Origin of the sequence: Streptomyces sp. NBC_00057, assembly GCF_045041165.1 — a bacterium.
Classification (GTDB): Bacteria; Actinomycetota; Actinomycetes; order Streptomycetales; family Streptomycetaceae; genus Streptomyces.
Genome location: NZ_CP108256.1, coordinates 4,177,888 through 4,202,050 on the forward strand (window position 1 = coordinate 4,177,888; position 24,163 = coordinate 4,202,050).

Sequence of the window (24,163 nt, forward strand, 5' to 3'; positions counted from 1 at the left end):
GAGACCGCTTCGTCCCGAAGCAACTTGGGCACGCGCTCTATCTCGGGCTGGTCCCCTTGCCACCTACTGTGATGGTCCAGAGGTGTGCGTGGTTGTCCGCCTCTGTCTGTCGGCGTTGTCACGCAGTTAGACACTCACCCGCCCATCTCGGAACCGTGAATGGTGTGTTCGATGTCGTGTCATGTCGTGGACACAGCCAAGCCAAGATCCAACTCCTGTCTCCCCTGGGCGGTCTCCGCATTGTTCGGAGCTGCTATGGGCTTCGTCGCCTGGTCGCTGACCGTCTGGGCGCGCGCGTACTGCGACGCGGGTTACGAAGCCGGCGGACGCCTCGAACTCAATTTCTTGCTCCCTCTGGTCGTGGGATCCGAAGCGCTCGTTGGACTCGTGGCGCGGGCCATCGGCCGACGCCTGGTGCTTCGCGCGCCAACGGCGGTCCGCGTTTCACTGCCGACGCTACTGGTGGTCGTTGCGACGGTGTGGCTGGCATGGTGGTTCTTCGCGACTCAAGGGACGCTGGACGGCTATCCCGGCGACTCTGGCCTCTGCCCCGTGAGTAACGTCCCGCCACAGTGGCCTGACTGGATCCCCGTCTGATCAGCCACGACTGACCATCGGCGGCCGTGACCTGCAGCTGTCTTATCGATCAACGCCCTGACCTGCTGCTGAGTTGTCGGCAGTTGTCGACGTTGGTCATCGTTGAGCGCCCTTCCACGGCCCCAGGACGGCCCGGGAGGGCGCTCGTGCTTTAGTGAGACTCGTCGCGAGCACCGCTTCAGGAGCGAGGTGGGGCGAGTTGAGGTCTGACCTGCGGGATGCCGACTTCGGCGGCTGCTGGCTGCGGCCTCCGCTTGCAGCCGTGGTTCCCCGTGAGTCCCCGCCCGATCTGGCGCGGTTGTGGCACGGGGAACTTCTGATCCGTAGCTCTATGTGGATCGCCCATAGGCGGTCATCACGGTCTGTACCGTGTCGCGAGAAAACTGCGTTGGTCGAGTTCGGCTGCTGTGGTTGCGGTACTTGGCCGCTGTACTCGCTATTTCGTGATCAGCCTTGGGCGCGCATCTGGTCGGCCGTAAGCCAGGATGCGCGGCAGCACTTCGCGCATGCGTGCCAGGTCTGCGGCTGGCGCGCGGAGCAAGGCCTCCACGATGGGATCGGTCAAGCCGAGGTCGTCCAAGGACGAAGGATCCAAAGTCACTCGCAGCACGTCGCCATCCAGCTCCACTTCACGTACTGAAGTTCCCCCACGTCGGGAAGAGCGCGGCCGAGGCCACTGCCAAGCTGGTCCCACTCCGGCGGAAGGCCGAGGCCGCAGGCAAGAAGAAGGCGAAGCGAAAGAAGCCGGGGAAGTAGAGCCCAGAGCCCCTCCGCTCACGCATCGCTCACGCAAGCCCTCCCACGACACCGCGACCACACGCCCCGCCACGCCTCATACATAAGAAAACCCCAGGTCACGGGCTGTGTGACCTGGGGTTTCTCCGAGCCGCCTGTCGGAATCGAACCGACGACCTGAACATTACAAGTATCCTGCTCTGCCAACTGAGCTAAGGCGGCACCGCGCACGCTAAAGCCGCGCGCGCAAGTTCCCTCACTCTACACAGCCGCTCGCGATCCGATCCACGAAGTTCCGCTGAGACCGTGACCATCCGAGCACCCGTGCGTTAAGAGGACTGACGCACTGTTCCGCATATCGGACAGTCGGGTTGGGGGAAGCCGTGACAAACGCTGCGGAAGAGCCGATACGAGTAACGGGCGACGAGGCCAAGCGCATCAAGCGCGAGGCCCTCGGCATTGCCGACCGTAAGAAGCACCACGGTCGGGCGTCGACCGCATTGAAGAGCCGGGCCAAGGAGCCAGGCACGCAGCAGCGGGTGTATCGCTACCGCTTCTATCCGACTCCGTCGCAGGCCGAGCAGCTGGGGAATACCTTCGGGGCCTGTCGCTGGGTCTACAACGAGGGTCTGGCGCTGCGGGCGGGCGCCTGGGAGCGGCACCGGGTGTCGGTCGGGTTCGCGGAGACGTGTCGAGCGTTGACGGGCTGGCGGCAGACGCCGGAGACATCGTGGTTGCAAGACGTTTCGTCGACGGTGTTGCAGCAGTCGTTACGGCATTTGGACGGGGCCTTCACACGCTTCTTCAAGCAGTCGGCTCGGTATCCGCAGCGGAAGAAGAAACATCGGTCGCAGGATTCTGCGACCTACGTCCGGACGGGCTTCCGGTGGGTGGAGGACCCGGAGCGGCCCGGGACGGGTCTGGTGACGCTGGCCAAGCAGTCGGAGCCGTTGGATGTGCGGTGGTCGCGTCCGCTGCCGGTCGGAGTCGAGCCGGTGAAACTGTCGGTGACGCGGGACCGGGCGGGACGCTATTTCGTTTCAGTGCTGGTGGAGGAGCGGATCCAGCCCCTGCCCGCGGTGTTTGTGCCGTATGGACGCGCACCGAAGGCGGTGGGGATCGATCTGGGTCTGGCGGCATTGGTGACGTTGGACGATGGCACGAAGGTGGACCATCCGCGGCTGCTCAGGAAGCACGAGAAGGAGCTAGCGCGGCTGCAACGGGGGCTGCATCGCAAGAAAAGGGGCTCAAAGAACCGGGCGAAGGCCCGGGAGCGTATTGCTCGGCTGTATGCGCTGATCAGCGATGTACGCAGGGACATGCTGGACCAGTTGACCACCCGCCTCGTGCGCGAGAACCAAGTGCTTGTGGTGGAGGATCTGGCCATTGCGAATCTGCTGCGGTCGTCGGCCGGGAAGGGGCGTCGGCGGAAGGCCCGCCTGAACCAGTCGATCATCGATGCGGCGTGGGGTGAGCTGCTGCGGCAGCTGCGTTACAAGTGCGCGTGGTACGGGCGGACGCTGGTGATCGTGGACCGGTTCTTTCCGTCGACGCGCCGGTGCTCGGCCTGCCATGCGAAGGGGCCGTCACTCGATGTGTCGGTGCGGGAGTGGACGTGCGCGGAGTGCGGTGTGGCGCACGATCGGGATGTGAATGCGGCGCGCAATCTCCGGGATGAGGGGATGAGGCTGTACTGGCTGGTGGCTTCGGCGCTGCCGCCGGGGCGGGTGCCGTCGCCGGTGATCAAAGCGTCGGAGCTGGCAGACGTGCTGCTGGCTGCGTAAGAGGTGGTACGGACCGACGGGCCGTCGGCCGTCATGCCTGTGGAGTCCATGTAAGACCGGTCGGGCGCGCCTCTCAGGGGTGTGTCGGGGCGGCGGTGGGCGTTGAAGCAGGAAGTGCCACCTGTGGGCATCGGGCCAAAATCCGGTGCTCTGCCCAGGGCGCAGGGTCAAAAGTGCGGTGCTCTGCCAGTTCACCGATACGGATAGGAGATTTCGCGTCCCTCGAACTACTGACAGATTTCACATGGCCAGGTAGCGTCGCTGAGGATTCACCCAAGTGGACCAGACCACTCCCTTACTCGGATCGTCCGGCACGTTCCTGCCGGTGAAGGAGAAGATTCAGCATGGCCAGTGTCACGTTCGACAAGGCGTCCCGCGTCTACCCCGGCTCCACCAAGCCGGCCGTGGATCAGCTCGAGATCGACATCGCGGACGGCGAGTTCCTCGTCCTCGTCGGTCCTTCCGGTTGTGGCAAGTCGACCTCCCTGCGCATGCTCGCGGGTCTCGAGGACGTCAACGGCGGCGCGATCCGCATCGGTGACCGCGACGTCACGCATCTGCCCCCGAAGGACCGGGACATCGCCATGGTGTTCCAGAACTACGCGCTCTACCCGCACATGACCGTCGCGGACAACATGGGCTTCGCGCTCAAGATTGCCGGTGTCAACAAGACCGAGATCCGGGCGAAGGTCGAAGAGGCCGCCAAGATGCTGGACCTCACCGAGTACCTGGACCGCAAGCCGAAGGCGCTCTCCGGTGGTCAGCGTCAGCGTGTCGCGATGGGCCGCGCCATCGTGCGTGAGCCGCAGGTCTTCCTCATGGACGAGCCGCTGTCGAACCTCGACGCCAAGCTCCGTGTCTCCACCCGTACCCAGATCGCCTCGCTCCAGCGCCGTCTGGGCATCACGACCGTGTACGTCACGCACGACCAGGTCGAGGCCCTGACCATGGGTGACCGTGTCGCGGTCCTCAAGGACGGTCTGCTGCAGCAGGTCGACTCGCCGCGCAACATGTACGACAAGCCGGCGAACCTCTTCGTGGCCGGCTTCATCGGCTCCCCGGCCATGAACCTGGTCGAGGTCCCGATCACCGACGGCGGTGTGAAGTTCGGCAACAGCGTCGTCCCGGTCTCCCGCGAGGCGCTCTCCGCCGCCGCGGACAAGGGCGACACGACCGTCACGGTCGGCATCCGCCCCGAGCACTTCGACATCGTCGAGCACGGCGGCGCCGCCGCGAAGTCCCTCTCGAAGGACAGCGCCGACGCCCCGGCCGGTCTGGCCGTCTCGGTCAACGTCGTCGAGGAGCTCGGCGCCGACGGCTTCGTCTACGGCTCCGCGCGGGTCGGCGGCGAGGACAAGGACCTGGTCGTCCGCGTCGGTGGCCGCGCCGTTCCGGAGAAGGGCACCACGCTGCACGTCGTGCCGCGCCCGGACGAGCTGCACGTCTTCTCGACCTCGACGGGTGCGCGTCTCACCGACTGACGCCCCGCACACCCGCACCGCAGCCGGCCCCGCACGCTCTCCGTGCGGGGCCGTTCGCGGCCGTGGGGCATGTTTGGGTTTGGATCCGTACAGCGCCGAAATCCCCGGCACACCGGTCATTTCGCCGCGACTCGTCAACACACGATTCGAAAAGAATCCTCGAACCATCCCCCTCAAGGGTGACGAAATGTCGCCAAATCATCACTGCCCGCTACGCTCGCTGCGTGACCCACACCGCGCGCCGCATCGGCCGAACCCTCGCCTTCGTACTGCCCGTCATGATGGTCCTCTCCGGGACTCTCGCCGTCACCAGCGTGCCGTGGGCAGCGCACAATTCCGAGTCGCAGGTCCTGACCGCATCGGCTCACGATGTTTCGAAGCGTGCCAAGGCGCGCACCCCGCAGGACATCCTCCGTGACCGGCTGCTCGTGGAGCTTCGGGAGAAGGACCCGGGTGTCGCGCTGACGGACCTGCAGCGTTCCGTCGAGGGCCGCCCCTCGCTCGCCCGGCACTGCATGTCGATCGCGAAGGCGCTGGGCCGCGCCGCGGTCGAGCAGTACGGTCCGACGCGCGCCCACCGGTTCTCGCGTCCCGTCTGCGACACGTCGTTCGCCTCGGGCGTCGCACAGTTCAGCTGACCCGCCGGTCCGGGCACCGCATATCGTGCCTGGCATGCATACGTATCCGACGCAGGCCGTGATCCTGGCGGGTGGCCAGGGATCGCGGCTGCGCCCGTACACCGATGACCGCCCCAAGCCGATGGTCGAGATCCCGGGTACCGGGACTCCGATCATCGGCCATCAGCTGTCCTGGCTGGCCGCCGAGGGCGTGACCGACGCCGTGGTGTCGTGCGGTCATCTGGCCGAGGTACTGCAGGAGTGGCTGGACTCGGCAGTGCTGCCGCTGCGCGTGACGACCGTCGTGGAGTCCGAGCCCCTGGGCCGGGGCGGCGGGCTGAAGTACGCCGCCGCCCGGCTGCCCGATCCGGAACAGCCCTGGTACGCCACCAATGGCGACATCTGGACGCGCTTCTCCCTGCGCGAGATGGCCGCGTTCCACGCCGAGCGCGATGCGACCGCCACACTGGCCCTGGCCCGTCCCCGTATCCCGTGGGGTGCCGTGGAGACGGACGCGTTCGGGCACATCACCGACTTCATCGAGTCGCCGCCGTCGCCGTACCTGATCAACGCCGGTGTGTACGTCTTCTCGCCGACGTTCACGACGCTGCTGCCGGACCGGGGCGACCATGAGCGGACGACGTTCCCACGGCTGGCCCGCGAGCGCAGGCTGGCCGGGTTCCCGCTGCCGCACGGGGCGTACTGGCGGGCCATCGACACGGCGAAGGACCTGACCGAGGCCGCCAAGGAGCTCGACGGACAGTAGGAAAGAGCGGCGCAGTACGCGAGGGGCGGTCACCGGTTCGTTCCGGTGACCGCCCCTTCGCCGCTGCAGTACGGGGGGCTCAGCCGAGCAGACCGCCGATGGGGTTCTGCCCGCCGCCGGACGTTCCGCCGGTGGAACCGCCGCCGCTGTCCGAGCCACCGCCCGTGGAACCGCCGCCGGTGCCGGTGGAGCCGGAGGAGCTCGGGCCGGAGCTGCTGGACGACGGCTGCTGCGGGATCGTCTGCTGCGCGGGCTGCTGGGCTGTGCCCTGGGTCTGGCTGGGCTGTCCCGCACCGGCACCCGCCTGGCCGGACTCGCGGACGGCTTCCGCAGCGGGCGTGGACGCCTTGGCGGACGGGGTGGTGGAGGCGCTGCTGCGGGAGGGCGAGGGGCGCCGCCCGTCGGGCGTGTGGGAGGCCCGGCCGCTACCGGACTCCTGCGGGAGCGGAGAGCCGGGGAGCTGGTTGGTCGGGTCGCCGTTCGGACCGGGCACGGTGACGACCTCGGAGGAGCGGACAGCGCCGCCGAGCATGGAGCCCACGAGAAGGGTGAGGCCGACGACGACGGTGGCGACGACGGCACCCCGGCGCAGCACCCGGCGGCGGAGGTCCCAGATCGCCGAGCGCGGGCCGAGCCTGCGCCAGGCCTCACCTGCGAGCCGTCCGTCGACGGAGTAGACGGGGGCGCCCGCGATGATCAGCGGGCTCCAGGCGGCGAGGTAGATGATGTCGGGCGCGTCGTAGACGGCGACTGTGCGCCAGGTGACGGTGACCAGCAGGGCGGCGGAGAGGAGAGCGCCGACGGAGGCGGCGACGCGCTGCCAGAGACCGAGGACGGTGAGGACGCCGACGACGACCTGGAGGAAGGCAACGGTGAGTCCGGCGCCCACCGGGTGCGAGAGCGCGAAGTCGCGCAGTGGCTCGGCCAGCCCCCAGGGGTGCAGCGAGGTCAGCCACTTGACCATGGAGCCGCGCTCGCCGCCGTCGAAGTAGACGGGGTCGCACAGCTTGCCCATGCCGGCGTAGATGGAGATGAAGCCGAGGAAGACACGCATCGGCAGCAGCACGACGCCGAGGTTCATCCGGCGCCCGGGGTAGTACCCGTGCCGTACGGAATCGCCGCTGCGGCGCCGCCCCCGGGCCTCGGTGATGTCGTCGTACTCGTCCTCGCCCTCGTCGTACGCCTCTCGGCCGTACGGCCGGGTGTCGACGGGGTCGTAGGCGCCGACCGCCCGACGCATGGGCGGCAGCAGGGGGCCGCTGCGGTGGCGGCCCGGCTGCTGGGGCGCGGTGATGACGGGGTTGGGCTGGGTATCTTCGAGGCGTTCGATGACCTGGGTGCCGCCCGCACCGAGCCCGCCGTCGAACTCGTGGCCGGTGTAGGGGTCGTACGCGGTGGCCGGGCGGCCCGCAGTGGAGTTCCGTACGGCCTGGAGGAGTCCGGTGGCGCCGGGGTCGCCGGGGGCGGACCGGCCGCTCCACACGACGGGCGAGCGCCTGCCGCGCACAGCTCCGGCGGAGCCACTCATGGCGGGGATCCTGGGCGCGCCGGCGGGGGCCAGACCGCGCAGCCGCGGGCGCTGGGCAGGGGCGAGCTGCACCCGGAAGCTGGCGTGGTTGACGATGACCTGCGCGGGGTCGCAGTCCACCTTGGCCATGCTCAGGGCGGGTTGTTCGTCGAACCGAGGCGTTCTGGTGTCCACACTCATCTAACCGAGTGATGTGTGTTTAGGACACTGCCTTGACGGGCCCTAAGTGTCCGAGACCCGTCAATGGGCTCCGGCGGGGGGCGCCCCGGTCGGCCGCCCCCCGGCCGGGTGCACTTCAGCCCCGGCGCCGCGCAACCTCGTACAGGACGATCCCGGCCGCGACACCCGCGTTCAGCGACTCCGCGCCGCCCGGCATCGAGATGCGGACCCGGTAGTCGCAGGTCTCGCCGACGAGGCGGCCCAGGCCCTTGCCCTCGCTGCCGATGACGATGACGACGGGGCCGGCGAGGGCCTCCAGGTCCTCGACGGTGTGCTCACCGTCCGCGGCGAGGCCGACGACGGTGATGCCGGCCTTCTGGTATCCCTCCAGGGCCCGGGTCAGGTTCGTCACCCGGGAGACCGGCGTACGGGCCGCCGTGCCCGCCGAGGACTTCCAGGCGCCCGCCGTCATCCCGGCCGCGCGCCGCTCCGGCACGACCACGCCGTGGCCGCCGAACGCGGAGACGGAGCGGACGATCGCACCCAGGTTGCGCGGGTCGGTGACGCCGTCGAGGGCGACGATCAGCGGGTCCTCGCCCTTGTCGTACGCGGCGGCGGTGAGGTCCTCCGGGTGCGCGTACTCGTACGGCGGGACCTGGAGGACGAGGCCCTGGTGGTTCAGGCCGTTCGTCATCCGGTCCAGCTCCGGGCGCGGGGCCTCCATCAGGTTGATGTTGCCGCGCTCGCCGGCGAGCTGGAGCGCCTCGCGGACCCGCTCGTCGTTGTCGATGTACTGCTGGACGTACAGGGTCGTCGCCGGGACGCCGTCGCGCAGGGCCTCGTAGACCGGGTTACGGCCGACGACCATCTCGGACGTTCCCTTGGCACCGCCGCGCCGCGGCGCGGGACGGCGGGCCGCGGCCTGCTTGGCCTGGGCGTTCGCCACCCGGTTCTTCTTGTGTCCCTTACGGGCGGAGGCGGGCGGCGTCGGGCCCTTGCCCTCCAGGCCACGGCGTCGCTGCCCACCGCTGCCTACCTGCGCGCCCTTCTTGTTGGACGTGCGGCGGTTCCTGCGCTGGCTGTTCCCGGCCATGACCTACCTGTTTCGTTGCTTCTCAGACATGCGTACGTAATTGAAGTGTGCCGCCCGGAACGCCGGGCGGCACATGGGAGGACTACTGGCGCGGGCCGAGTGTCCACCGTGGCCCGGTCGGGCTGTCCTCGATGACGAGTCCGGACTGGTTGAGCTGGTCGCGGATGGCGTCGGCGGCGGGCCAGTCCTTGCGGTCGCGGGCCGACTGACGCTGGTCCAGAACGAGGCGTACGAGCGTGTCGACGACCCCGTGCAGATCCTCGCCACGGTCGCCCTCGCCCGCCCAGTGCGGGTCGAGCGGGTCGAGGCCGAGGACGCCGAGCATGGCCCGCACCTCCGCGAGCCTCGCGACGGCCGCTTCCTTGTCGTCGGCGGCGAGTGCGGAGTTGCCCTGGCGGACCGTGGTGTGGACGATCGCGAGCGCCTGCGGGACGCCCAGGTCGTCGTCCATCGCCTCGGCGAACGCCGGCGGGACCTCGGTCGCGGGCTCGATCGTCTCGCCCGCCTTCTCGGTGACGCGCTGAACGAAGCCCTCGATCCGCGCGAACGCGGACTCGGCCTCGCGCAGGGCCTCCTCGCTGTACTCGATCATCGACCGGTAGTGCGGGGTGCCGAGGTAATAGCGCAGCACGATCGGACGCCACTGCTTGACCATCTCGCTGACCAGCACGGAGTTGCCGAGCGACTTCGACATCTTCTCGCCGGACATGGTGACCCAGCCGTTGTGCACCCAGTACTTCGCGAAGTCGTCGCCGTACGCCTTGGCCTGGGCGATCTCGTTCTCGTGGTGCGGGAAGATCAGGTCGATGCCGCCGCCGTGGATGTCGAAGGCGGTGCCGAGGTACTTGTGCGCCATGGCGGAGCACTCCAGGTGCCAGCCGGGCCTGCCGCGGCCCCACGGGGTCTCCCAGCTCGGCTCGCCGGGCTTGGACGCCTTCCACATCGCGAAGTCGCGCTGGTCGCGCTTGCCGGTCTCTCCCTCGCCGGACGGCTGGCGCAGATCGTCCAGGTCCTGGTTGGAGAGCTCCAGATAGCCGGGGAACGACTTCACGTCGAAGTAGACGTTGCCGTCGGCCGCGTAGGCGTGACCGCGTTCGATCAGGCCCCGCATCATCTCGATCATCTCGGTGATGTGGCCGGTCGCGCGGGGTTCGTACGTGACCGGGAGGCAGCCGAGCGCGTCGTAGCCGGCGTTGAACGCCCGCTCGTTCTCGTACCCGATGGCCCACCACGGGCGGCCCTGCTCGGCCGACTTCGCGATGATCTTGTCGTCGATGTCGGTGACGTTCCGGACGAACGTGACGTCGTAGCCGCGGTACTCGAACCAGCGGCGCATGATGTCGAAGTTCAGCCCGGACCGGATGTGCCCGATGTGCGGGGCGGCCTGGACAGTCGCGCCACAGAGGTAGATCGAGACACAGCCCGCTGTGAGCGGTACGAAGTCACGGATCTGCCGGGCGCTGGTGTCGTACAGGCGAATAGTCACGCCTCAAGGGTAGTGGGCGCGCACCAGTGCCCCGCGACCCCTTGGGGATCGCGGGGAAAAGTTGGTGCCGACCGGGTGTGCCTGGATACGTCCGACGGCCTTTCGCACGACGGTCGGCCGCCGCAAAGCGCCTCGCGAGTTCTGCGGAGAGTGCGGCGGTCATGGCGTACGTCCTCCAAGTGGGGTCGATGGTGCTTCTACCCGTACCCCGACCCTGCGTCGCCGCTCCCGCTTCCCGTTCCTGCGTCCGTGCACCTCGGGGTTCCGAGGAGACGGCCCGCAGGGGCCCCGCCCCCACACATCGGCGGGTCAGCCCGTGCGGTAGACCAGTGCGGTGGCGATCCCCGCGAGGCCCTCGGCCCGCCCGGTGAAACCGAGTCCGTCGGAGGTGGCGGCGGAAAGCGAGACGGGCGCCCCCACGGCGTCCGACAGCACCTTCTGCGCCTCGTCGCGCCGCTTGCCGATCTTCGGCCGTACGCCGACGACCTGAACGGCGACATTGCCGATCTCGAAGCCTTCGGCCCGTACGATTCGCGCCGCCTCGGTCAGCAGGGTGACTCCGGCGGCGCCGGACCACTCGGGCCGCCCCGTACCGAAGTGCTGCCCGAGGTCGCCGAGCCCGGCGGCCGAGAAGAGCGCGTTGCACGCGGCGTGCGCGACGACATCGGCGTCGGAGTGCCCCGCCAGGCCGGGCCCCTCGCCCTCCCACAGCAGTCCCGCGCACCACAGCTCGCGGCCCTCTTCGAAGGCGTGGATGTCCGTGCCGATCCCGACGAGCGGGATCACGGGCCCGGTCCGTTCCTCAGAAGCCATCGTTCGCCCTCCTGCGTGCGAGTACCGCCTCGGCCAGCACCAGATCCAGCGGCCGGGTCACCTTGAACGCCTCTTCGTGCCCGGGTACGACCACGACGGGCGCACCGAGCTGCTCCACCATGCCCGCGTCGTCCGTGGCGCCCTCGCCGCTGACGGCGACCGTCTTGTGCGCGCGTACGAGCGTGTCGCGGTCGAAGCCCTGCGGAGTCTGTACGGCGCGCAGCCTGGCCCGTACGGGCGTGCCGAGGACCGGCTCCGGCTCCCCCGGCGGACCGGGCTCGACCTCCTTGACGGTGTCGGCGAGCGGCAGCGCGGGAACGACGGCGGGCGCCCCGTCCCGTACCGCCTCGATCACCGCGTCCACGGTGTCGACGGGCACCAGCGGGCGCGCCGCGTCGTGGACGAGGACGACACAGACGCCCTCGGGCAGGGCGTCGAGACCGAGCCGCACCGACTCCTGCCGGGTCTCGCCGCCGGGCACGACGAGGTAGTCGGTGCGCTCGGGCAAGGCGTGCTCGTCGAGCAGGTTCTTGACCTCGGCGGCGCCGTCCGGCGGCGCGACGACGACAACCAGGGACACGGAACGGGACGCCGCCATGGCCCGTACCGCATGGATGAGCATGGGCGTCCCGCCCAGCGCGCGGAGCGCCTTGGGGGCGCCCGGGCCGAGCCGCACGCCGCGGCCTGCCGCGGGAATCACGGCGGCGGTGCGGTACGGACGCGATTGATCAGACATCGGTTGCACTCCGAAGCTTCGGCATGTTTGTTTCCACAGCCGACATGGGTATGGCCACAAGCGAGCCGGGCGCCACGCCACGACTCGACCGGGCCCTTTCCGTGACACCCGGTCGAAGTCGGACAAGCCGCACCGGTCGCTCGGGATCGGCACACAAGATCGCGAGCAACGTATCGGGGGGATCGCCGATGAAGCCAACGCATCGGCGAGTCAGAACGTAATCCAGACACGTCGTGGCCGAATCCGGACATGCCGCAGCGCCCGACGACATACCGTGAATACGGTTGTCAGCGGGCACCGCGGCATATTTTTTTACGACCGGAGCAAGCCGGTTCAGGACGCGAGTACCTCGTCGAGCAGAGCCTCGGCCTTGTCTTCGTTCGTGTTCTCCGCGAGAGCGAGCTCGCTCACCAGAATCTGGCGAGCCTTGGCGAGCATGCGCTTCTCACCTGCGGAGAGTCCACGCTCGCGCTCACGACGCCACAGGTCGCGAACAACTTCGGCGACCTTGATGACATCGCCGGAGGCGAGCTTCTCCAGATTTGCCTTGTAGCGCCGGGACCAGTTCGTCGGCTCTTCGGCATACGGTGCACGCAGCACCTCGAAGACCCGGTCCAGCCCCTCCTGCCCGACCACGTCGCGCACACCCACGAACTCCGCATTGTCCGCCGGCACACGAACCGTCAAGTCGCCCTGGGCGACCTTGAGCACCAAGTAGGTCTTGTCCACGCCTTTGATCTGGCGAGTTTCGATAGCCTCGATCAGCGCGGCCCCGTGATGGGGATAGACCACGGTGTCGCCAACCTTGAACGTCATGTGACAGGTACCCCTTCCGTGGCTATCAAGCGTAACACGAGAACAGCTTCTCCTGAATGGCGTTTTCGCAGGTCAGGGCATATCTCGGGGCTTGACAACAGCAACACGTACGTGCTGCGGAAGGCTCACGGGAGACGGTATTCGCAGGTCGGAGCGGCTCTACGGGCGAGGCGAAACGCGCACGTTACACGCATCCGAACCCCCCTCCAAAGCGGTCGAACGTCCCATTTTGCCGGATTCCGGATGATGAACTTTCCGTACTCCGTTCGGACATCGATCACCCGTACGGACGTAAGTGTGGTGGATCAATGGAATTGATCAACGCACCGATGCGATCGGTTATGCGCGCGGAATGCGCCACGCTCCATGAATTGATCACCGGCGATATGTGAACGGCGCGTGTCGACCGGTTTCGGGATGCGCCGGTCCGCAGACCCCGGCCGGGTGCGGGCCCCGAACGGCACGGCCCCGGGAAGTGCCGGTGCGCGAAGGGGCGGGTCGGGTGCGGGGCGGGACGGGCGGCTCGGTAGCCTAAGGCCGCTGACACACCCTTAGGGCGGCTTTACGTCGCCCACCCCTCCCGTCCGCAGTCCGACACGTTCAAGGAGTTGCCGCCGCCGTGAGCCGCAGCCTTCGACACGGCGCCCTCGGCGCCACAGCCATCGTGTTCTCGATCGCCTCGCTCACCGCGTGCGGTGCGGGCAATGACGCAGCGACGCTCAAGGTCAGGCCGGACACTGCTGCCGCCGCCTCCGGTGACATCAGCATCCAGAACGCGAACGTCATCACCCAGCCCGAGCGCAACGCCGAGGGCCCGGCCGTCGTCTCCGCGACGCTGTTCAACAAAGGCACCAAGCAGCAGACCCTGGACTCCGTCACCCTGCCGGGTACGAGCGCCGCGGTGAAGCTGCACGCCGCCGAGGGCACCGGACCGGTCGTGGTCCCGGCCGGCGGCAGGGTGGTTCTCGGCGGCGAGGGCAATGCGTCCGCCGTGATCGAGAGCAGCCGCGAGGCCGCGCAGGCCGGCAATGTGCAGCCCGTCGTCTTCAAGTTCAGCTCGACCGGTGAGATCTCGCTCGGCGCGTTCGTCGTTCCGGCGACCAGCTACTTCCAGGGCTTCGGACCGAGCTCGCTGCCGGTGCCGCCGGCGCAGTCGCCCGGGACCTCCACCACGCCGTCCGGTTCCGCCGCCGGGACGCCGGGAGCCCCGGCGGGCGGGTCGGAATCCGACAGCGACACGGTCGCCCCGAGCGACGCCTCGGCGCAGGCCGACTGACCGTACGCGGGTACGCGGACGGCGGAGGGCGCTCCCCCGAAAGGAAGCGCCCTCCGCCGTCGCACACGGGCCGGTTTACGGCTCGAACTTGTACCCCAGGCCCCGCACCGTCACCAGGAAGCGCGGCGCCCCCGGATCGGGCTCGATCTTGGCGCGCAGGCGCTTGACGTGGACGTCGAGGGTCTTGGTGTCGCCCACGTAGTCCGCGCCCCAGACCCGGTCGATCAGCTGCATGCGGGTCAGGACCCGGCCCGCGTTGCGCAGCAGCATCTCCAGCAGGTCGAACTCCTTGAGCGGGAGGTCGACCTTGCCGCCGGAGACCGTGACGACGTGGCGGTCCACGTCCATCCGGACCGGGCCCGCCTCCAGCGCGGCCGGCGTGACCTCCTCCGGCTCGCCGCGGCGGCGCAGCACCGCGCGGATGCGGGCGACGAGTTCCCGCGAGGAGAACGGCTTGGTGACGTAGTCGTCGGCTCCTATTTCCAGGCCGACGACCTTGTCGATCTCGCTGTCCTTGGCCGTGACCATGATCACGGGGACGTTGGACCTGCTGCGCAGCTGACGGCAGACCTCCGTACCGGGCAGGCCCGGCAGCATCAGGTCGAGCAGCACGAGGTCGGCGCCGTTGCGCTCGAACTCGTCAAGCCCGTCCGGGCCCGTGGCCGCGATGGCGACCTCGAAACCCTCCTTGCGGAGCATGTAGGACAGGGCGTCGCTGAAGGATTCCTCATCCTCGACGACAAGCACTCGGGTCACGGAAGGACCTCCGGGGCAGGGAATGGATCAAGGGTGTCGGGGTGAGCGGGTCCGTAGGGGCCCTCGTCGCCGTTGACGATGAGCGGTCCGCCCGAGCTGCGGTCCCGTTCCCGTACGGAGCCCGCTTCGGGCAGCCGCAGGGTGAAGGTGGAGCCCTGGCCCTCCGAGCTCCAGACCGCGACCTCCCCGCCGTGCGAGGCGGCCACGTGCTTGACGATGGCGAGGCCGAGGCCGGTGCCACCGGTGGCCCGTGAGCGGGCCGGGTCGACGCGGTAGAAGCGTTCGAAGACCCGCTCGCGGTCCTTCTCCGAGATACCGATGCCCTGGTCGGTCACGGCTATCTCGATCTGGTCCCCGCCGGGTACGGACAGTCGCCTGGCGGCGATGCCCACTCGGGTACGGGCGGGGCTGTAGTTGACGGCGTTCTCGACGAGGTTGCCGAGCGCCGCTGCGAGCTGGCCGCGGTTGCCCCAGATACGGAGCTCCGCGGTGCCGCCCGCTGCCATGGTGATCTGCTTCGAGCCGGCCTGCTGGCGGCAGCGGTCGATGGCCTCGGCCACCAGCTCGTCCACCCGGACCGGCTCGGCATCCTCCAGTGGGTCGTCGTTCTGCACCCGGGAGAGGTCGATGATCTCCTGTACGAGGTTGGTCAGCCGGGTCGCCTCGATCTGCATCCGCCCCGCGAACCGCTCCACCGCCTCCGGTTCGTCGGAAGCGTCCATCACGGCCTCGGAGAGCAGCGAGAGCGCGCCGACCGGGGTCTTGAGCTCATGGCTGACGTTGGCGACGAAGTCGCGTCGTACCGCTTCTATGCGGCGGGCCTCGGTGAGGTCCTCGACCAGCAGGAGCACCAGACGGGAGCCCAGCGGGGCGACCCGGGCGGAGACCGCGAGGGCCTCGCCGCGGCCCGTACCGCGCCTGGGAAGGTCCAGTTCGACCTGCCGTATCTCACCGTCCCGGCGGGTGTCCCTGGCCATGTTCAGCATCGCGTCGACGGCGAGCCGCCCGCCCCTGACCAGGCCCAGCGCGTAGGCGGCGGAGCTGGCCTTGACCACGCTGTCGCTCTCGTCGAGCACGACCGCGGAGGAGCTGAGCACGGACAGGACCGTGTCCACCCCCGGAGGCAGAGGGGCATTGCTGTCGGGCCGCAGGGAGGTGCGCGTCGGCTTCTTCTGGTCGCGCTCGCTCCAGCGGAACGCCAGCATGGCGATCACGCCGGTACACGCACCGCCGATCGCCGCAGCTGCGGCGACTGCCGCGTTCACGTCCATACGTCAAGGTTATGCGGGTCCGGGAAGACTCTCCCAGCCATCCGGGTGCGGATCCGAACACTCGTCGCCCAGAGTTCACCGAGGAGCAAGGGTTGATTCACTTGGGCGGCCGGAAGCCGACGCGTACGCCGCCCATGGTGGCAGCGTGGGGTTCATACCTGGCCCCGGCCTAAGTGAGGACTGGAGAGGGACTTCCATGCGTGACGCGTACCACGAGGAACTCGACTCGATCGGCGAGGGACTGGTCGAGATGGCCCGGCTCGTCGGGTCGGCGATCGGCCGGGCGACGACGTCCATGCTCGATGCCGATCTCAAGCTCGCGGAGAGCGTGATCGCCGCGGACCAGAAGGTCGACGACCTCCAGCACGACCTGGAGGCGCGGGCCATCGCCCTGCTCGCGCGCCAGCAGCCCGTGGCGACGGATCTGCGGATCGTGGTCACCTCGCTGCGGATGAGCGCCGATCTGGAGCGCTCGGGCGACCTCGCCCAGCATGTCGCCAAGCTGACCCGGCTGCGGTTCCCGGAATCGGCGGTGCCGCACGACCTGCACGCCACCATTCTGGAGATGGGGCAGTTGGCGCAGCGCCTGATGGCCAAGGCGGCCGAGGTGATCATCACCAAGGACGTCGATCTGGCGCTCCAGCTGGAGCAGGACGACGACGAGATGGACCTGCTGCACCGCACGCTGTTCCAGCACCTGATGGACGACCGCTGGAAGCACGGCATCGAGACGGCCGTCGACGTGACGCTGCTCGGCCGCTACTACGAGCGCTTCGCCGACCATGCGGTGTCGGTCGCCAAGCGCGTGGTCTACCTGGTGACGGGCGAGCACGCCGACGAGATCCAGCAGCAGACAACGGTGGAGGGCGCGTAGCGGCGTACGCCGTCGTATCCCGTCGCACATGTGTCTCTGCGCGTGTGCGCCGTTGATGCGCCCGCCCGGTTGGGCATGCAATGGGGTGGGGCGGCACGCCTGTCCGTACGCCCCGGTCGTACGTGCGTCGTCGTGGCGTACGGCCCTGTCGTGCGCAATGAGGAGGAACCATGGCCGATTCCCCCACGACCGACCCCCAGCAGGAGGCACCCGCTGAAGTGGTGCACCTGACCATGCTCGGCGCCTGCGGCTGCGGCTCGGGCTGCGGATGCGGATGCCAGTCCGGGGCCCCGTGCCAGTGCGGTGGCTGCTGCGGCTGACCGGCCGGCCTGTACGGAGCCGGAGGGGTGCCCCGCGCGGAGCAGTCCGCTCCGCGCGGGGCACCTTTCGTGTGTGGACGCGATGTCGGGCGGCGTCCGCGCGTCCCCTAGGCGGAAGGGCCGGGCCCGGCATCGGCGTCGGCCCCGGGACCGACCGGGACGACATCCCCCGCGTCCCGGCCACTTCCCGTCACCATCCGGCTTCTCTCCGACACCCGGCTGTCCTCCGGCGCCGCCGCCCCGTCCTCCCCCGGCAGATTCCGCATCAGCAGCCAGTACCCGAGCGCGGCCCCGGTACCCAGGACCCCGCACGTCCCCCACAGCCACTGGGCCCCGAACCGGTCGATCACCACACCCGACATCAGCGGTGCGACCAGCGCCGCCGCGGACCAGGACATCGTGTACATGCCCTGGTAGCGGCCGCGGCCCTGAGCGGGCGAGAGCCGGACCACCAGACCGGTCTGGACGGGCGAGTTGACGATCTCGGCGACCGTCCAGACGCAGATGGTCAGCGCGTACACGGCGACCGAACCGGCGAACGCGGTGAGCCCGAATCCGTACCCCGCCAGCAGCGACGACACGATGAGCAGCCGGCGCGGATCACGGTGCTGGATGAAGCGGGTGACCGGGATCTGGAGCACCACGATCAGCACACCGTTGACGGCGACGGCGGTGCCGAAGTCGGAGCTGGAGAACCCATCCGCCCCCATGGCCACCGGCAGCCCCACGTACCCCTGCTGGAAGATCAGGGCGATGACGAAGGACAGCCCGACGACGCTCATGAACCGTCCGTCGCGCAGCACGGTGGAGAGCCGGACCTCGTCGGCGCCGGTGACCGCATGCCCGGCCGGCGCCGACTTCTCCGGCCGTGACTCGGGCACCTTCATGAAGACGACGAAGGCGCAGACGAGCGTCATCGCGGCCTCGCCGAGGAACCCTGCGAGGTAGCTGTACTCGGCGACGAACCCGGCCCCGGCCGAGGAGACGGCGAAGCCCAGATTGATCGCCCAGTAGTTGAGCGAGAAGGCCCGCACCCGGTCCTCGGGCCGGACGATGTCGGCCATCATGGCCTGCACGGCGGGCCGCGAGGCGTTGCTGGCCATGCCGACGACGAAGGCGACGGCCGCGATCGCCACCGGGTGGACCATGAACCCGAGCACGGCCACGGACACGGCGGTCGAGGTCTGCGCGATGAGCATGGTGGGCCGGCGGCCGAGCCGGTCGGTCATCACCCCCGCCCCGAGCGAGGAGACGACCCCGCCGAGCCCGTGCAGCGCGGCGACCAGACCGGCGTACGAGGCGGAGTAGCCCCGGTCGAGGGTCAGGTAGAGCGCCATGAAGGTGGCGACGAACGCCCCGAGGCGGTTGACCAGCGTGCTGGTCCACAGCCACCAGAACTCCCTGGGGAGCCCGGACACGGATTCGCGTACGGCCCGTCTGAGACCGGCGACAGACATACGGAATCCCCCCAGGGAAGTACGGAACGGGCACCGACGGTAAGAGGCCGGTCGGCCATCCGAACATTACGAATCCCGGATTCCGGTCCGCCAGTCGATTGACGCCTGCCGTCAATCGTCACGCCCCCGGCCCCTCACCCGCACCGCCTGTCCGCCCTGTGACCGGCCGCGCAACGCCCGTACGGCTTCGATTACGCTCGGGCCCATGGCCGACGCACCGTACAAGCTGATCCTCCTCCGCCACGGCGAGAGCGAATGGAACGCGAAGAACCTGTTCACCGGTTGGGTGGACGTCAACCTCACGGAGAAGGGCGAGAAGGAGGCAGTCCGCGGCGGTGAGCTGATCAAGGACGCCGGCCTGCTCCCCGACGTCCTGCACACCTCCCTCCAGAAGCGCGCCATCCGCACCGCGCAGCTCGCGCTGGAATCCGCGGACCGCCACTGGATCCCCGTCCACCGCTCCTGGCGGCTGAACGAGCGCCACTACGGCGCCCTGCAGGGCAAGGACAAGGCGCAGACGCTCGCCGAGTTCGGCGAGGAGCAGTTCATGCTCTGGCGCCGCTCGTACGACACCCCGCCGCCCGCCCTCGAGGACGGCACCGAGTTCTCCCAGAGCGACGACCCGCGCTACGCGACGATCCCGCCGGAGCTGCGCCCGCGCACCGAGTGCCTCAAGGACGTCGTCGTCCGCATGCTGCCGTACTGGTACGACGGCATCGTCCCGGACCTCCTGGCCGGCCGCACGGTCCTGGTCGCCGCCCACGGCAACAGCCTCCGCGCCCTGGTCAAGCACCTCGACGGCATCTCCGATGCCGACATCGCGGGCCTGAACATCCCGACCGGCATCCCGCTCTCCTATGAGCTGGACGCCGACTTCCGCCCGATCAAGCCGGGCGGCACGTACCTCGACCCGGACGCGGCGAAGGCCGCCATCGAGGCCGTGAAGAACCAGGGCAAGAAGAAGTAAGTCCGCCCGAAGAAGCCCCCTACCTACGGGTTCTCCGCTGGCAGGGGGCTTTTCGGTGGCCTCGGGCCGTCGCTGGGCCGTCTGCTGCTTGATCGGGCCGTCAGGGCTTGAGGAATTCCGGCTCTGGCTGTGCCCTCACCTCTGCCTGTGCTCCCACATCGCGAAGTGCTGCGACCGCCGCCTCTGCGTCCTCCTGAAGCACGCCGTCGAGAATCATTGCGGGAACCTGCGTTGCCAGAACCTTGCTGCGCCAGAGGCTCAGTCCCGTCAGGCGACGTACGACTTGGGCGACGTCCAGCACACGGGTGCCAGGGTCGGTGAGCACCACGTCATGAGGCACGTCGTCGCACACCAACAAGAAGTACTCCGTCATTGCTCTCCCCGTCCCTCTCCGGCCCGGAGAGTACGAGCCGTCAGCCGCCATGTCGCCTCAATTGGGCCGCCTCGAAGGCAGTGGCCACCGCCTCGCGAGTGCGCTCCTGGCTGGACGGCATGAGGCCTGGACGCTACCAAGCGTGTGATCAAAACTCCGGCCTATTCGTCACTATGACGTGAATCTGCCTGAACCTGGCCGCAGTTCAACCCAGCTCTGCGATGCTGGAGGCCGATCGAGAGGGGCCGCAGCGATGCAGTGGAAGATCCACGGGGAACGTCCGATCTACGAGAACAGCTGGGTGAACCTGTGGCTCACCGACGTCGAGACGCCGGACGGGAACCGTTGGGAGCACCACGTCGTCAAGCTCCGGCACCTGGCCGTGGCCGCCGTCGTCAACGAGCGGCGCGAGGTTCTGATGATGTGGCGGCACCGCTTCATCACGAACGCGTGGGCGTGGGAGCTGCCCATGGGGCTGGTCGAGGAGGGCGAGACGCCAGCTGAAGCTGCTGCCCGTGAGGTGCTGGAGGAGACCGGCTGGCGGCCCGGCCCGATCAAGCCCCTTATCTACGCCGAGCCGGCCAACGGCATCACCGACTCCCAGCACCACGTCTTCCGGGCCGACGGAGCGACGTACGAGGGGCCGCCGACCGAGAAGAACGAGTCGGACCGGATCGAGTGGATCCCGCTGGCCGACGTGCGGGGCATGATCGACCGGCGCGAGATCGTCAGCAGCGGATCCCTCGTCGGGCTGCTCTACGTACTCATGGACAAGGCGGTCCGCTGACCCGGCGGGGCAGCACTTCCCGGAGCCGGGACTCGAACGCCACTGCGGCCGGTTCCCGGCGGAAGGGCTCCAGCTGCTCGTAGAACTCCCGGAGGTGGCCGGCGACTCGTTGCGAGCTGACGGCAGCCGCCGGGACCAGGGCATCCATAGCCGTGTGGCACGCCTCGTCGAGTTTGCGGCGCTGGAGTTGGGTGCGGGCGAGCCAGAAGGCGTGGACGGCACGGCCTCGGTGGTTCGTCCGGTGTTCGCGGCGTAGAGCGTCCGCGATGAGAGGTTCGGCGAGAGCGGCTTCGCCCAGGCGACCGTGCGCGATGCCGGTGTCCACGATCAGCTTCGGCTCGTCGAAGTAGGCAACCCAGGCTGGGTCCGGATCGGCGGTGCCGATCCGGCCGAAGTGGGTGTGGGCTTCCGAGATCGCGGTGTGGGTCGCGCTGTGGTTCCCGAGGATGGCGTGGACGAAGGCTTCGCGCATCGCGAGCATGGCCAGCACGCGCGGCGTCGTCCCCCCGGCCGTTCGGGCCTGGTCCTGGGCCGCTGTGACGAGTGCGAGGGCGTCCCCGGGCTTGTCCTGGTAGGTGGCCTGGAGGCTCATGCAGGCGAGGACATTGGCCATGAACTGGTGGTCCTCGATCAACTTGGCCAGGCCAAGGGATTCGGTGAAGTAGGCACGTGCCTGGTTGTACTGGCGGGCGTCGAAGTAGGTCCACCCGGTGAGCCGGGCCAGCTCGGCCGCAATGCTGTGCAGGCTGGCTCTCATGGGCGCGGGGCGCTGCTCCTTGAGGAGATCGACGACGTAGCGGAGCTGGCCGACGACCGCCGGCCGTAAGGTCTCACCGCCGTGTTCGTCGTCCCTCCGCCAGTAGTCCTCGATCGACGAATGCAGCGCGTCCAGCGTCGACGGGCTGAGGTCCCGCTCGGCCGCCAGGGGACCGAGGGCCTGGACGGACTCGTCCGTCTGCCCGGCATCGCCGATGCCCAGATGCTTCGCACCGGTGGCTGCGGCGGCTGTCGGCTCTCCGGCACCTGCCGGGTCTGCCGACCGCTCGCCAAGGTGTACCCGGAGGCGAAGGCACCACTGAACACCTACTGCCAACACGGAAGCGAGGAAGCGTCATGACCGCTGTCATGCTGGAGATCAGCCCCCGACCGCCGGCCCCGGAGGAGCCCGAGGGGGTGGTCCTCCTGGACGACCTGGAGGTGCTGACCGAAGGCGCCGTCCCGGGCTGCAACGACGACAACCCGTACCGGTAGACACCCGGGCCGCATAGAGCCGCGGGGGCTTCGGGACGTTCGTCCGTCCGAAGCCCCCGCACCGCTGCACACCCACACACCCGCACCCGCACCCGTGGAAGAGTGAAGCCCCATGGCGACCATCCACATCGGCCTCGACCTGCTGCCGTCCGCCGCCCGCGCCGCCGTCGAAGAGCACACCGGTCCTCTCCTCACGGTCGAGGAGGCAGCCGAGGGCTTCAACAGTGAGATCGCGGCCCGGGTCGGCTCCGCCACAGGTGCCTGGCACATCAAGGGCCTGCGCACCGACCACCCCCGCGCGTGGACCCAGCGCCGGGAGGCCGCCGTCGCCCCCTTGCTCACCGGCCTGGCCCCCGCCCTCCGCTGGCGCGTCGAGACTGCCGGATGGGACCTGCTCGGCTTCGAAGCCCTCGACGGCCACCACGCCGACTACGCCCCCGGCTCCCCGGACCTTCCCGAAGTCGCTGCCCTCCTGCGCCGCCTCGGCGAGACCTCCTGCCCCGGCATCGAACTACGCCACGCCGAACAGCGTCTGGAGCACTACGTCGCCCACCCTGACGACCTCCGCTTCTTCGCCGGGAACCACCTCCTGCACACCGACCTGAACAACGCCAACGTCCTCGTCGACGATCACGCCCTCCAGGGCGATCGAGCCCGCCTGGTCGACTGGGCGTGGGCGACCTGCGGAGCGGCCTGGCTCGATGCCGGCTACTGGGTCATCTGGCTCATCGCCTCCGGCCACACCCCCGCATCGGCCGAAGGGTGGGCCGCCGAGATCCCCGCCTGGCACACCGCCCCCGCCGAGGGCATCACCGCCTTCGCCGCCGCCAACGCCAACGTCTGGTCCGAGATCAGCACCGCCGACCCCGACCCGTGGACCCTGCGCCTCGCGACCGCCGCCACCGCCTGGCACGCACACCGCAGGACTGCTTGAACCGAACCCTCCGCTCGGGTGAGCCGAACGAGCGGTCGGCCGGAGCGGCTTTGGCCGGTGTCCTGTTCGGGTCGGGGTCGGGCATGTTCAGGGGGCCGTACGCTGGCCCGGCAACTCGGGCAGGCTTTGCCCCTGCCCCGAATTTGAACGAGTGGCCCCCTGGACTTGCCCAACGCGGGCCCCGGCCCGAACAGGTGGGTAAAGCCGTGGAGGCCGGCCGCCCCCGCCACAGCTGGTTGAAGGGCAATCCGCAGTGAACGATGCGGACTTGGCAGACGTCCCGCTCCTGTCGGCCGTGCTCGCCGTGGGGCGGCTGGTGAAGTTCTTCGCAGGTCTGGCCGCCCGCTTCTCGGGCTTTTGCGGCGCGAGCCCCGACGGTTTTCAAGACCGCTGGGGCGGCGGTGCCTGCGTGAGTCAAGCCGTACTCGCACCCGGGCAAAAATCGATCTTCGATCGTGGATCGTTGTGGCAGGGTGCACGCATGTCCGTTGACGTTGCTTATCCCGTCTTCCGCACTGACGATCCTGCATTGGCGCTCCGAGTAGCGCGCCAGCTGCTCGCGGTGGGTGACCAGCAGCACGCGGGCGTAGGCGTGGACGTCGAACTCCTCACAGTCGAGGACGTACTGCGCGTATGGAGCGCGCTGCCCGACGCATGGTTCAGGAAAGAGGACACCGAGGACTGGGTCCGTGATCCAAGCGACCCGACTGGATTGCACGGTGGAGTCCACGGACCCCAGCTCTCCACCGATCCCGCTTTCCTGTCGGCGCATCTGCCGATCTGGGCATCGATGCTGGATCAGCCAGTAGGAAGCGTTGAGGACAGGTTCATGGCCGTGGCCGGCAGGCATGTGGCAGAGATCCGCTGGGAGGGTCTGGGCTGGCCGGAGGTTCCGGAACCTGGCCTGTACGCGGACTTCAAGCATGCCGAGGTCTCTGTGCTGTTCAACGCCGCCACACGCGAACTGAACGAGCGCCGCGACGAGCACACTGTCCTCGTGCACGTCCGCCGCAGAAACGGCGACGGGTACGAGGAACTCCATGCAACCTGGCTGGCCGAAGAGGTTGGCCAGACCGTCATCGGTCCGCCGCAGCTGAGCTAGCGCCTGGACACGGTGCACAGCAGGGTTCCTGGGCCGGCATGCCATGGTCATCACACGCGGGAACGCGAGCGCGTATCTGCAGGCGACTGCAACCACTCAACGAGGGAGACGCACGTGTTCGAAGCAATGGACCTGGGTGCCAAGATCGCTGCAGCTGTCACGGCCACCGCTGTCGTCGGACTGG

General features: G+C 69.0%; 23 protein-coding genes and 1 tRNA gene. 12 read left to right on the forward strand and 12 right to left on the reverse strand.

The window, feature by feature from the left end:
• Positions 1-255: 255 nt before the first annotated feature.
• The gene (locus tag OG953_RS19520; protein ID WP_327241501.1) at positions 256-597 is read left to right on the forward strand and encodes a hypothetical protein; all 342 of its coding nucleotides are present in this window, start codon (positions 256-258) and stop codon (positions 595-597) included.
• Positions 598-1,481: 884 nt separating this feature from the next.
• Here OG953_RS19520 and OG953_RS19525 read toward each other — a convergent pair.
• A tRNA-Thr gene (locus tag OG953_RS19525) sits at positions 1,482-1,554 on the reverse strand.
• Between the two features lie 161 nt (positions 1,555-1,715).
• Here OG953_RS19525 and OG953_RS19530 point away from each other — a divergent pair.
• From OG953_RS19530 to OG953_RS19545, 4 genes are all read left to right on the forward strand, one after another.
• Positions 1,716-3,116, forward strand: a complete 1,401-nt coding sequence (locus OG953_RS19530; protein ID WP_405685752.1) for an RNA-guided endonuclease InsQ/TnpB family protein — start codon at positions 1,716-1,718, stop codon at positions 3,114-3,116.
• A gap of 344 nt (positions 3,117-3,460) precedes the next feature.
• A complete protein-coding gene (locus OG953_RS19535; RefSeq protein ID WP_405685753.1) occupies positions 3,461-4,597 on the forward strand; it encodes an ABC transporter ATP-binding protein in 1,137 nt (378 codons plus the stop codon).
• A gap of 224 nt (positions 4,598-4,821) precedes the next feature.
• Positions 4,822-5,235: a hypothetical protein gene (locus OG953_RS19540; protein WP_405685754.1), complete on the forward strand. Its 414-nt coding sequence runs from the start codon at positions 4,822-4,824 to the stop codon at positions 5,233-5,235.
• A gap of 34 nt (positions 5,236-5,269) precedes the next feature.
• Positions 5,270-5,980, forward strand: a complete 711-nt coding sequence (locus OG953_RS19545; RefSeq protein ID WP_405685755.1) for an NDP-sugar synthase — start codon at positions 5,270-5,272, stop codon at positions 5,978-5,980.
• A gap of 79 nt (positions 5,981-6,059) precedes the next feature.
• On the opposite strand, the gene OG953_RS19550 is transcribed toward OG953_RS19545, so the two are convergent.
• From OG953_RS19550 to OG953_RS19575, 6 genes are all read right to left on the reverse strand, one after another.
• Complete coding sequence (locus OG953_RS19550) at positions 6,060-7,688, reverse strand: DoxX family membrane protein (protein ID WP_405685756.1); 1,629 nt, start codon at positions 7,686-7,688, stop codon at positions 6,060-6,062.
• 115 nt (positions 7,689-7,803) lie between these two features.
• A complete protein-coding gene (gene rlmB, locus OG953_RS19555; protein WP_114245795.1) occupies positions 7,804-8,760 on the reverse strand; it encodes a 23S rRNA (guanosine(2251)-2'-O)-methyltransferase RlmB in 957 nt (318 codons plus the stop codon).
• Positions 8,761-8,842: 82 nt separating this feature from the next.
• Positions 8,843-10,246 carry a cysteine--tRNA ligase gene (gene cysS / locus OG953_RS19560; protein ID WP_405685758.1) on the reverse strand — a complete coding sequence of 468 codons (1,404 nt, stop codon included), beginning with the start codon at positions 10,244-10,246 and terminating at the stop codon, positions 8,843-8,845.
• Between the two features lie 309 nt (positions 10,247-10,555).
• Positions 10,556-11,059 carry a 2-C-methyl-D-erythritol 2,4-cyclodiphosphate synthase gene (gene ispF, locus OG953_RS19565; RefSeq protein WP_405685760.1) on the reverse strand — a complete coding sequence of 168 codons (504 nt, stop codon included), beginning with the start codon at positions 11,057-11,059 and terminating at the stop codon, positions 10,556-10,558.
• Positions 11,049-11,795 (reverse strand): 2-C-methyl-D-erythritol 4-phosphate cytidylyltransferase, encoded by a 747-nt coding sequence (gene ispD / locus OG953_RS19570; protein WP_405685762.1) that lies wholly within the window; start codon positions 11,793-11,795, stop codon positions 11,049-11,051. The genes ispF and ispD overlap by 11 nt, the downstream gene beginning before the upstream one ends.
• A gap of 333 nt (positions 11,796-12,128) precedes the next feature.
• Complete coding sequence (locus OG953_RS19575) at positions 12,129-12,611, reverse strand: CarD family transcriptional regulator (RefSeq protein WP_006380568.1); 483 nt, start codon at positions 12,609-12,611, stop codon at positions 12,129-12,131.
• A gap of 619 nt (positions 12,612-13,230) precedes the next feature.
• Here OG953_RS19575 and OG953_RS19580 point away from each other — a divergent pair.
• A complete protein-coding gene (locus OG953_RS19580; RefSeq protein ID WP_405685763.1) occupies positions 13,231-13,887 on the forward strand; it encodes a DUF461 domain-containing protein in 657 nt (218 codons plus the stop codon).
• A 75-nt stretch (positions 13,888-13,962) separates the two neighbouring features.
• On the opposite strand, the gene OG953_RS19585 is transcribed toward OG953_RS19580, so the two are convergent.
• Both OG953_RS19585 and OG953_RS19590 read right to left on the reverse strand, forming a co-directional pair.
• On the reverse strand, positions 13,963-14,643 hold the full coding sequence (locus OG953_RS19585) for a response regulator transcription factor (RefSeq protein ID WP_030977814.1): 681 nt from the start codon (positions 14,641-14,643) through the stop codon (positions 13,963-13,965).
• Positions 14,640-15,914, reverse strand: a complete 1,275-nt coding sequence (locus tag OG953_RS19590) for a sensor histidine kinase (protein ID WP_405685765.1) — start codon at positions 15,912-15,914, stop codon at positions 14,640-14,642. Before OG953_RS19590 ends, OG953_RS19585 begins: the two co-directional genes overlap by 4 nt.
• A gap of 196 nt (positions 15,915-16,110) precedes the next feature.
• Here OG953_RS19590 and phoU point away from each other — a divergent pair, with 196 nt between their 5' ends.
• The gene (phoU, locus tag OG953_RS19595) at positions 16,111-16,788 is read left to right on the forward strand and encodes a phosphate signaling complex protein PhoU (RefSeq protein WP_405685767.1); all 678 of its coding nucleotides are present in this window, start codon (positions 16,111-16,113) and stop codon (positions 16,786-16,788) included.
• A gap of 427 nt (positions 16,789-17,215) precedes the next feature.
• Here phoU and OG953_RS19600 read toward each other — a convergent pair whose 3' ends face one another.
• Positions 17,216-18,565: an MDR family MFS transporter gene (locus OG953_RS19600; RefSeq protein WP_405685769.1), complete on the reverse strand. Its 1,350-nt coding sequence runs from the start codon at positions 18,563-18,565 to the stop codon at positions 17,216-17,218.
• A 205-nt stretch (positions 18,566-18,770) separates the two neighbouring features.
• Here OG953_RS19600 and OG953_RS19605 point away from each other — a divergent pair, with 205 nt between their 5' ends.
• Positions 18,771-19,532 (forward strand): phosphoglyceromutase, encoded by a 762-nt coding sequence (locus tag OG953_RS19605; protein ID WP_405685770.1) that lies wholly within the window; start codon positions 18,771-18,773, stop codon positions 19,530-19,532.
• Positions 19,533-19,632: 100 nt separating this feature from the next.
• On the opposite strand, the gene OG953_RS19610 is transcribed toward OG953_RS19605, so the two are convergent.
• Positions 19,633-19,905, reverse strand: coding sequence for a ribosomal protein L7/L12 (locus OG953_RS19610; RefSeq protein ID WP_405685771.1), 273 nt, complete (start codon positions 19,903-19,905; stop codon positions 19,633-19,635).
• 253 nt (positions 19,906-20,158) lie between these two features.
• Between OG953_RS19610 and OG953_RS19615 the strand changes: the two genes are divergently transcribed.
• Entirely contained in the window at positions 20,159-20,692 is a 534-nt protein-coding gene (locus OG953_RS19615) for an NUDIX hydrolase (protein WP_405685772.1), read from the forward strand.
• On the opposite strand, the gene OG953_RS19620 is transcribed toward OG953_RS19615, so the two are convergent.
• A complete protein-coding gene (locus OG953_RS19620) occupies positions 20,670-21,788 on the reverse strand; it encodes a hypothetical protein (protein ID WP_405685774.1) in 1,119 nt (372 codons plus the stop codon). The two genes, OG953_RS19615 and OG953_RS19620, sit on opposite strands and share 23 nt — an antisense overlap.
• Positions 21,789-21,805: 17 nt before the next feature.
• Between OG953_RS19620 and OG953_RS19625 the strand changes: the two genes are divergently transcribed.
• From OG953_RS19625 to OG953_RS19635, 3 genes are all read left to right on the forward strand, one after another.
• Positions 21,806-21,943, forward strand: coding sequence for a hypothetical protein (locus OG953_RS19625; RefSeq protein ID WP_405685776.1), 138 nt, complete (start codon positions 21,806-21,808; stop codon positions 21,941-21,943).
• A 112-nt stretch (positions 21,944-22,055) separates the two neighbouring features.
• Entirely contained in the window at positions 22,056-22,877 is an 822-nt protein-coding gene (locus tag OG953_RS19630; protein WP_405685778.1) for an aminoglycoside phosphotransferase, read from the forward strand.
• Positions 22,878-23,130: 253 nt separating this feature from the next.
• Positions 23,131-23,979, forward strand: coding sequence for a hypothetical protein (locus OG953_RS19635; RefSeq protein WP_405685780.1), 849 nt, complete (start codon positions 23,131-23,133; stop codon positions 23,977-23,979).
• Positions 23,980-24,163 lie beyond the last annotated feature (184 nt).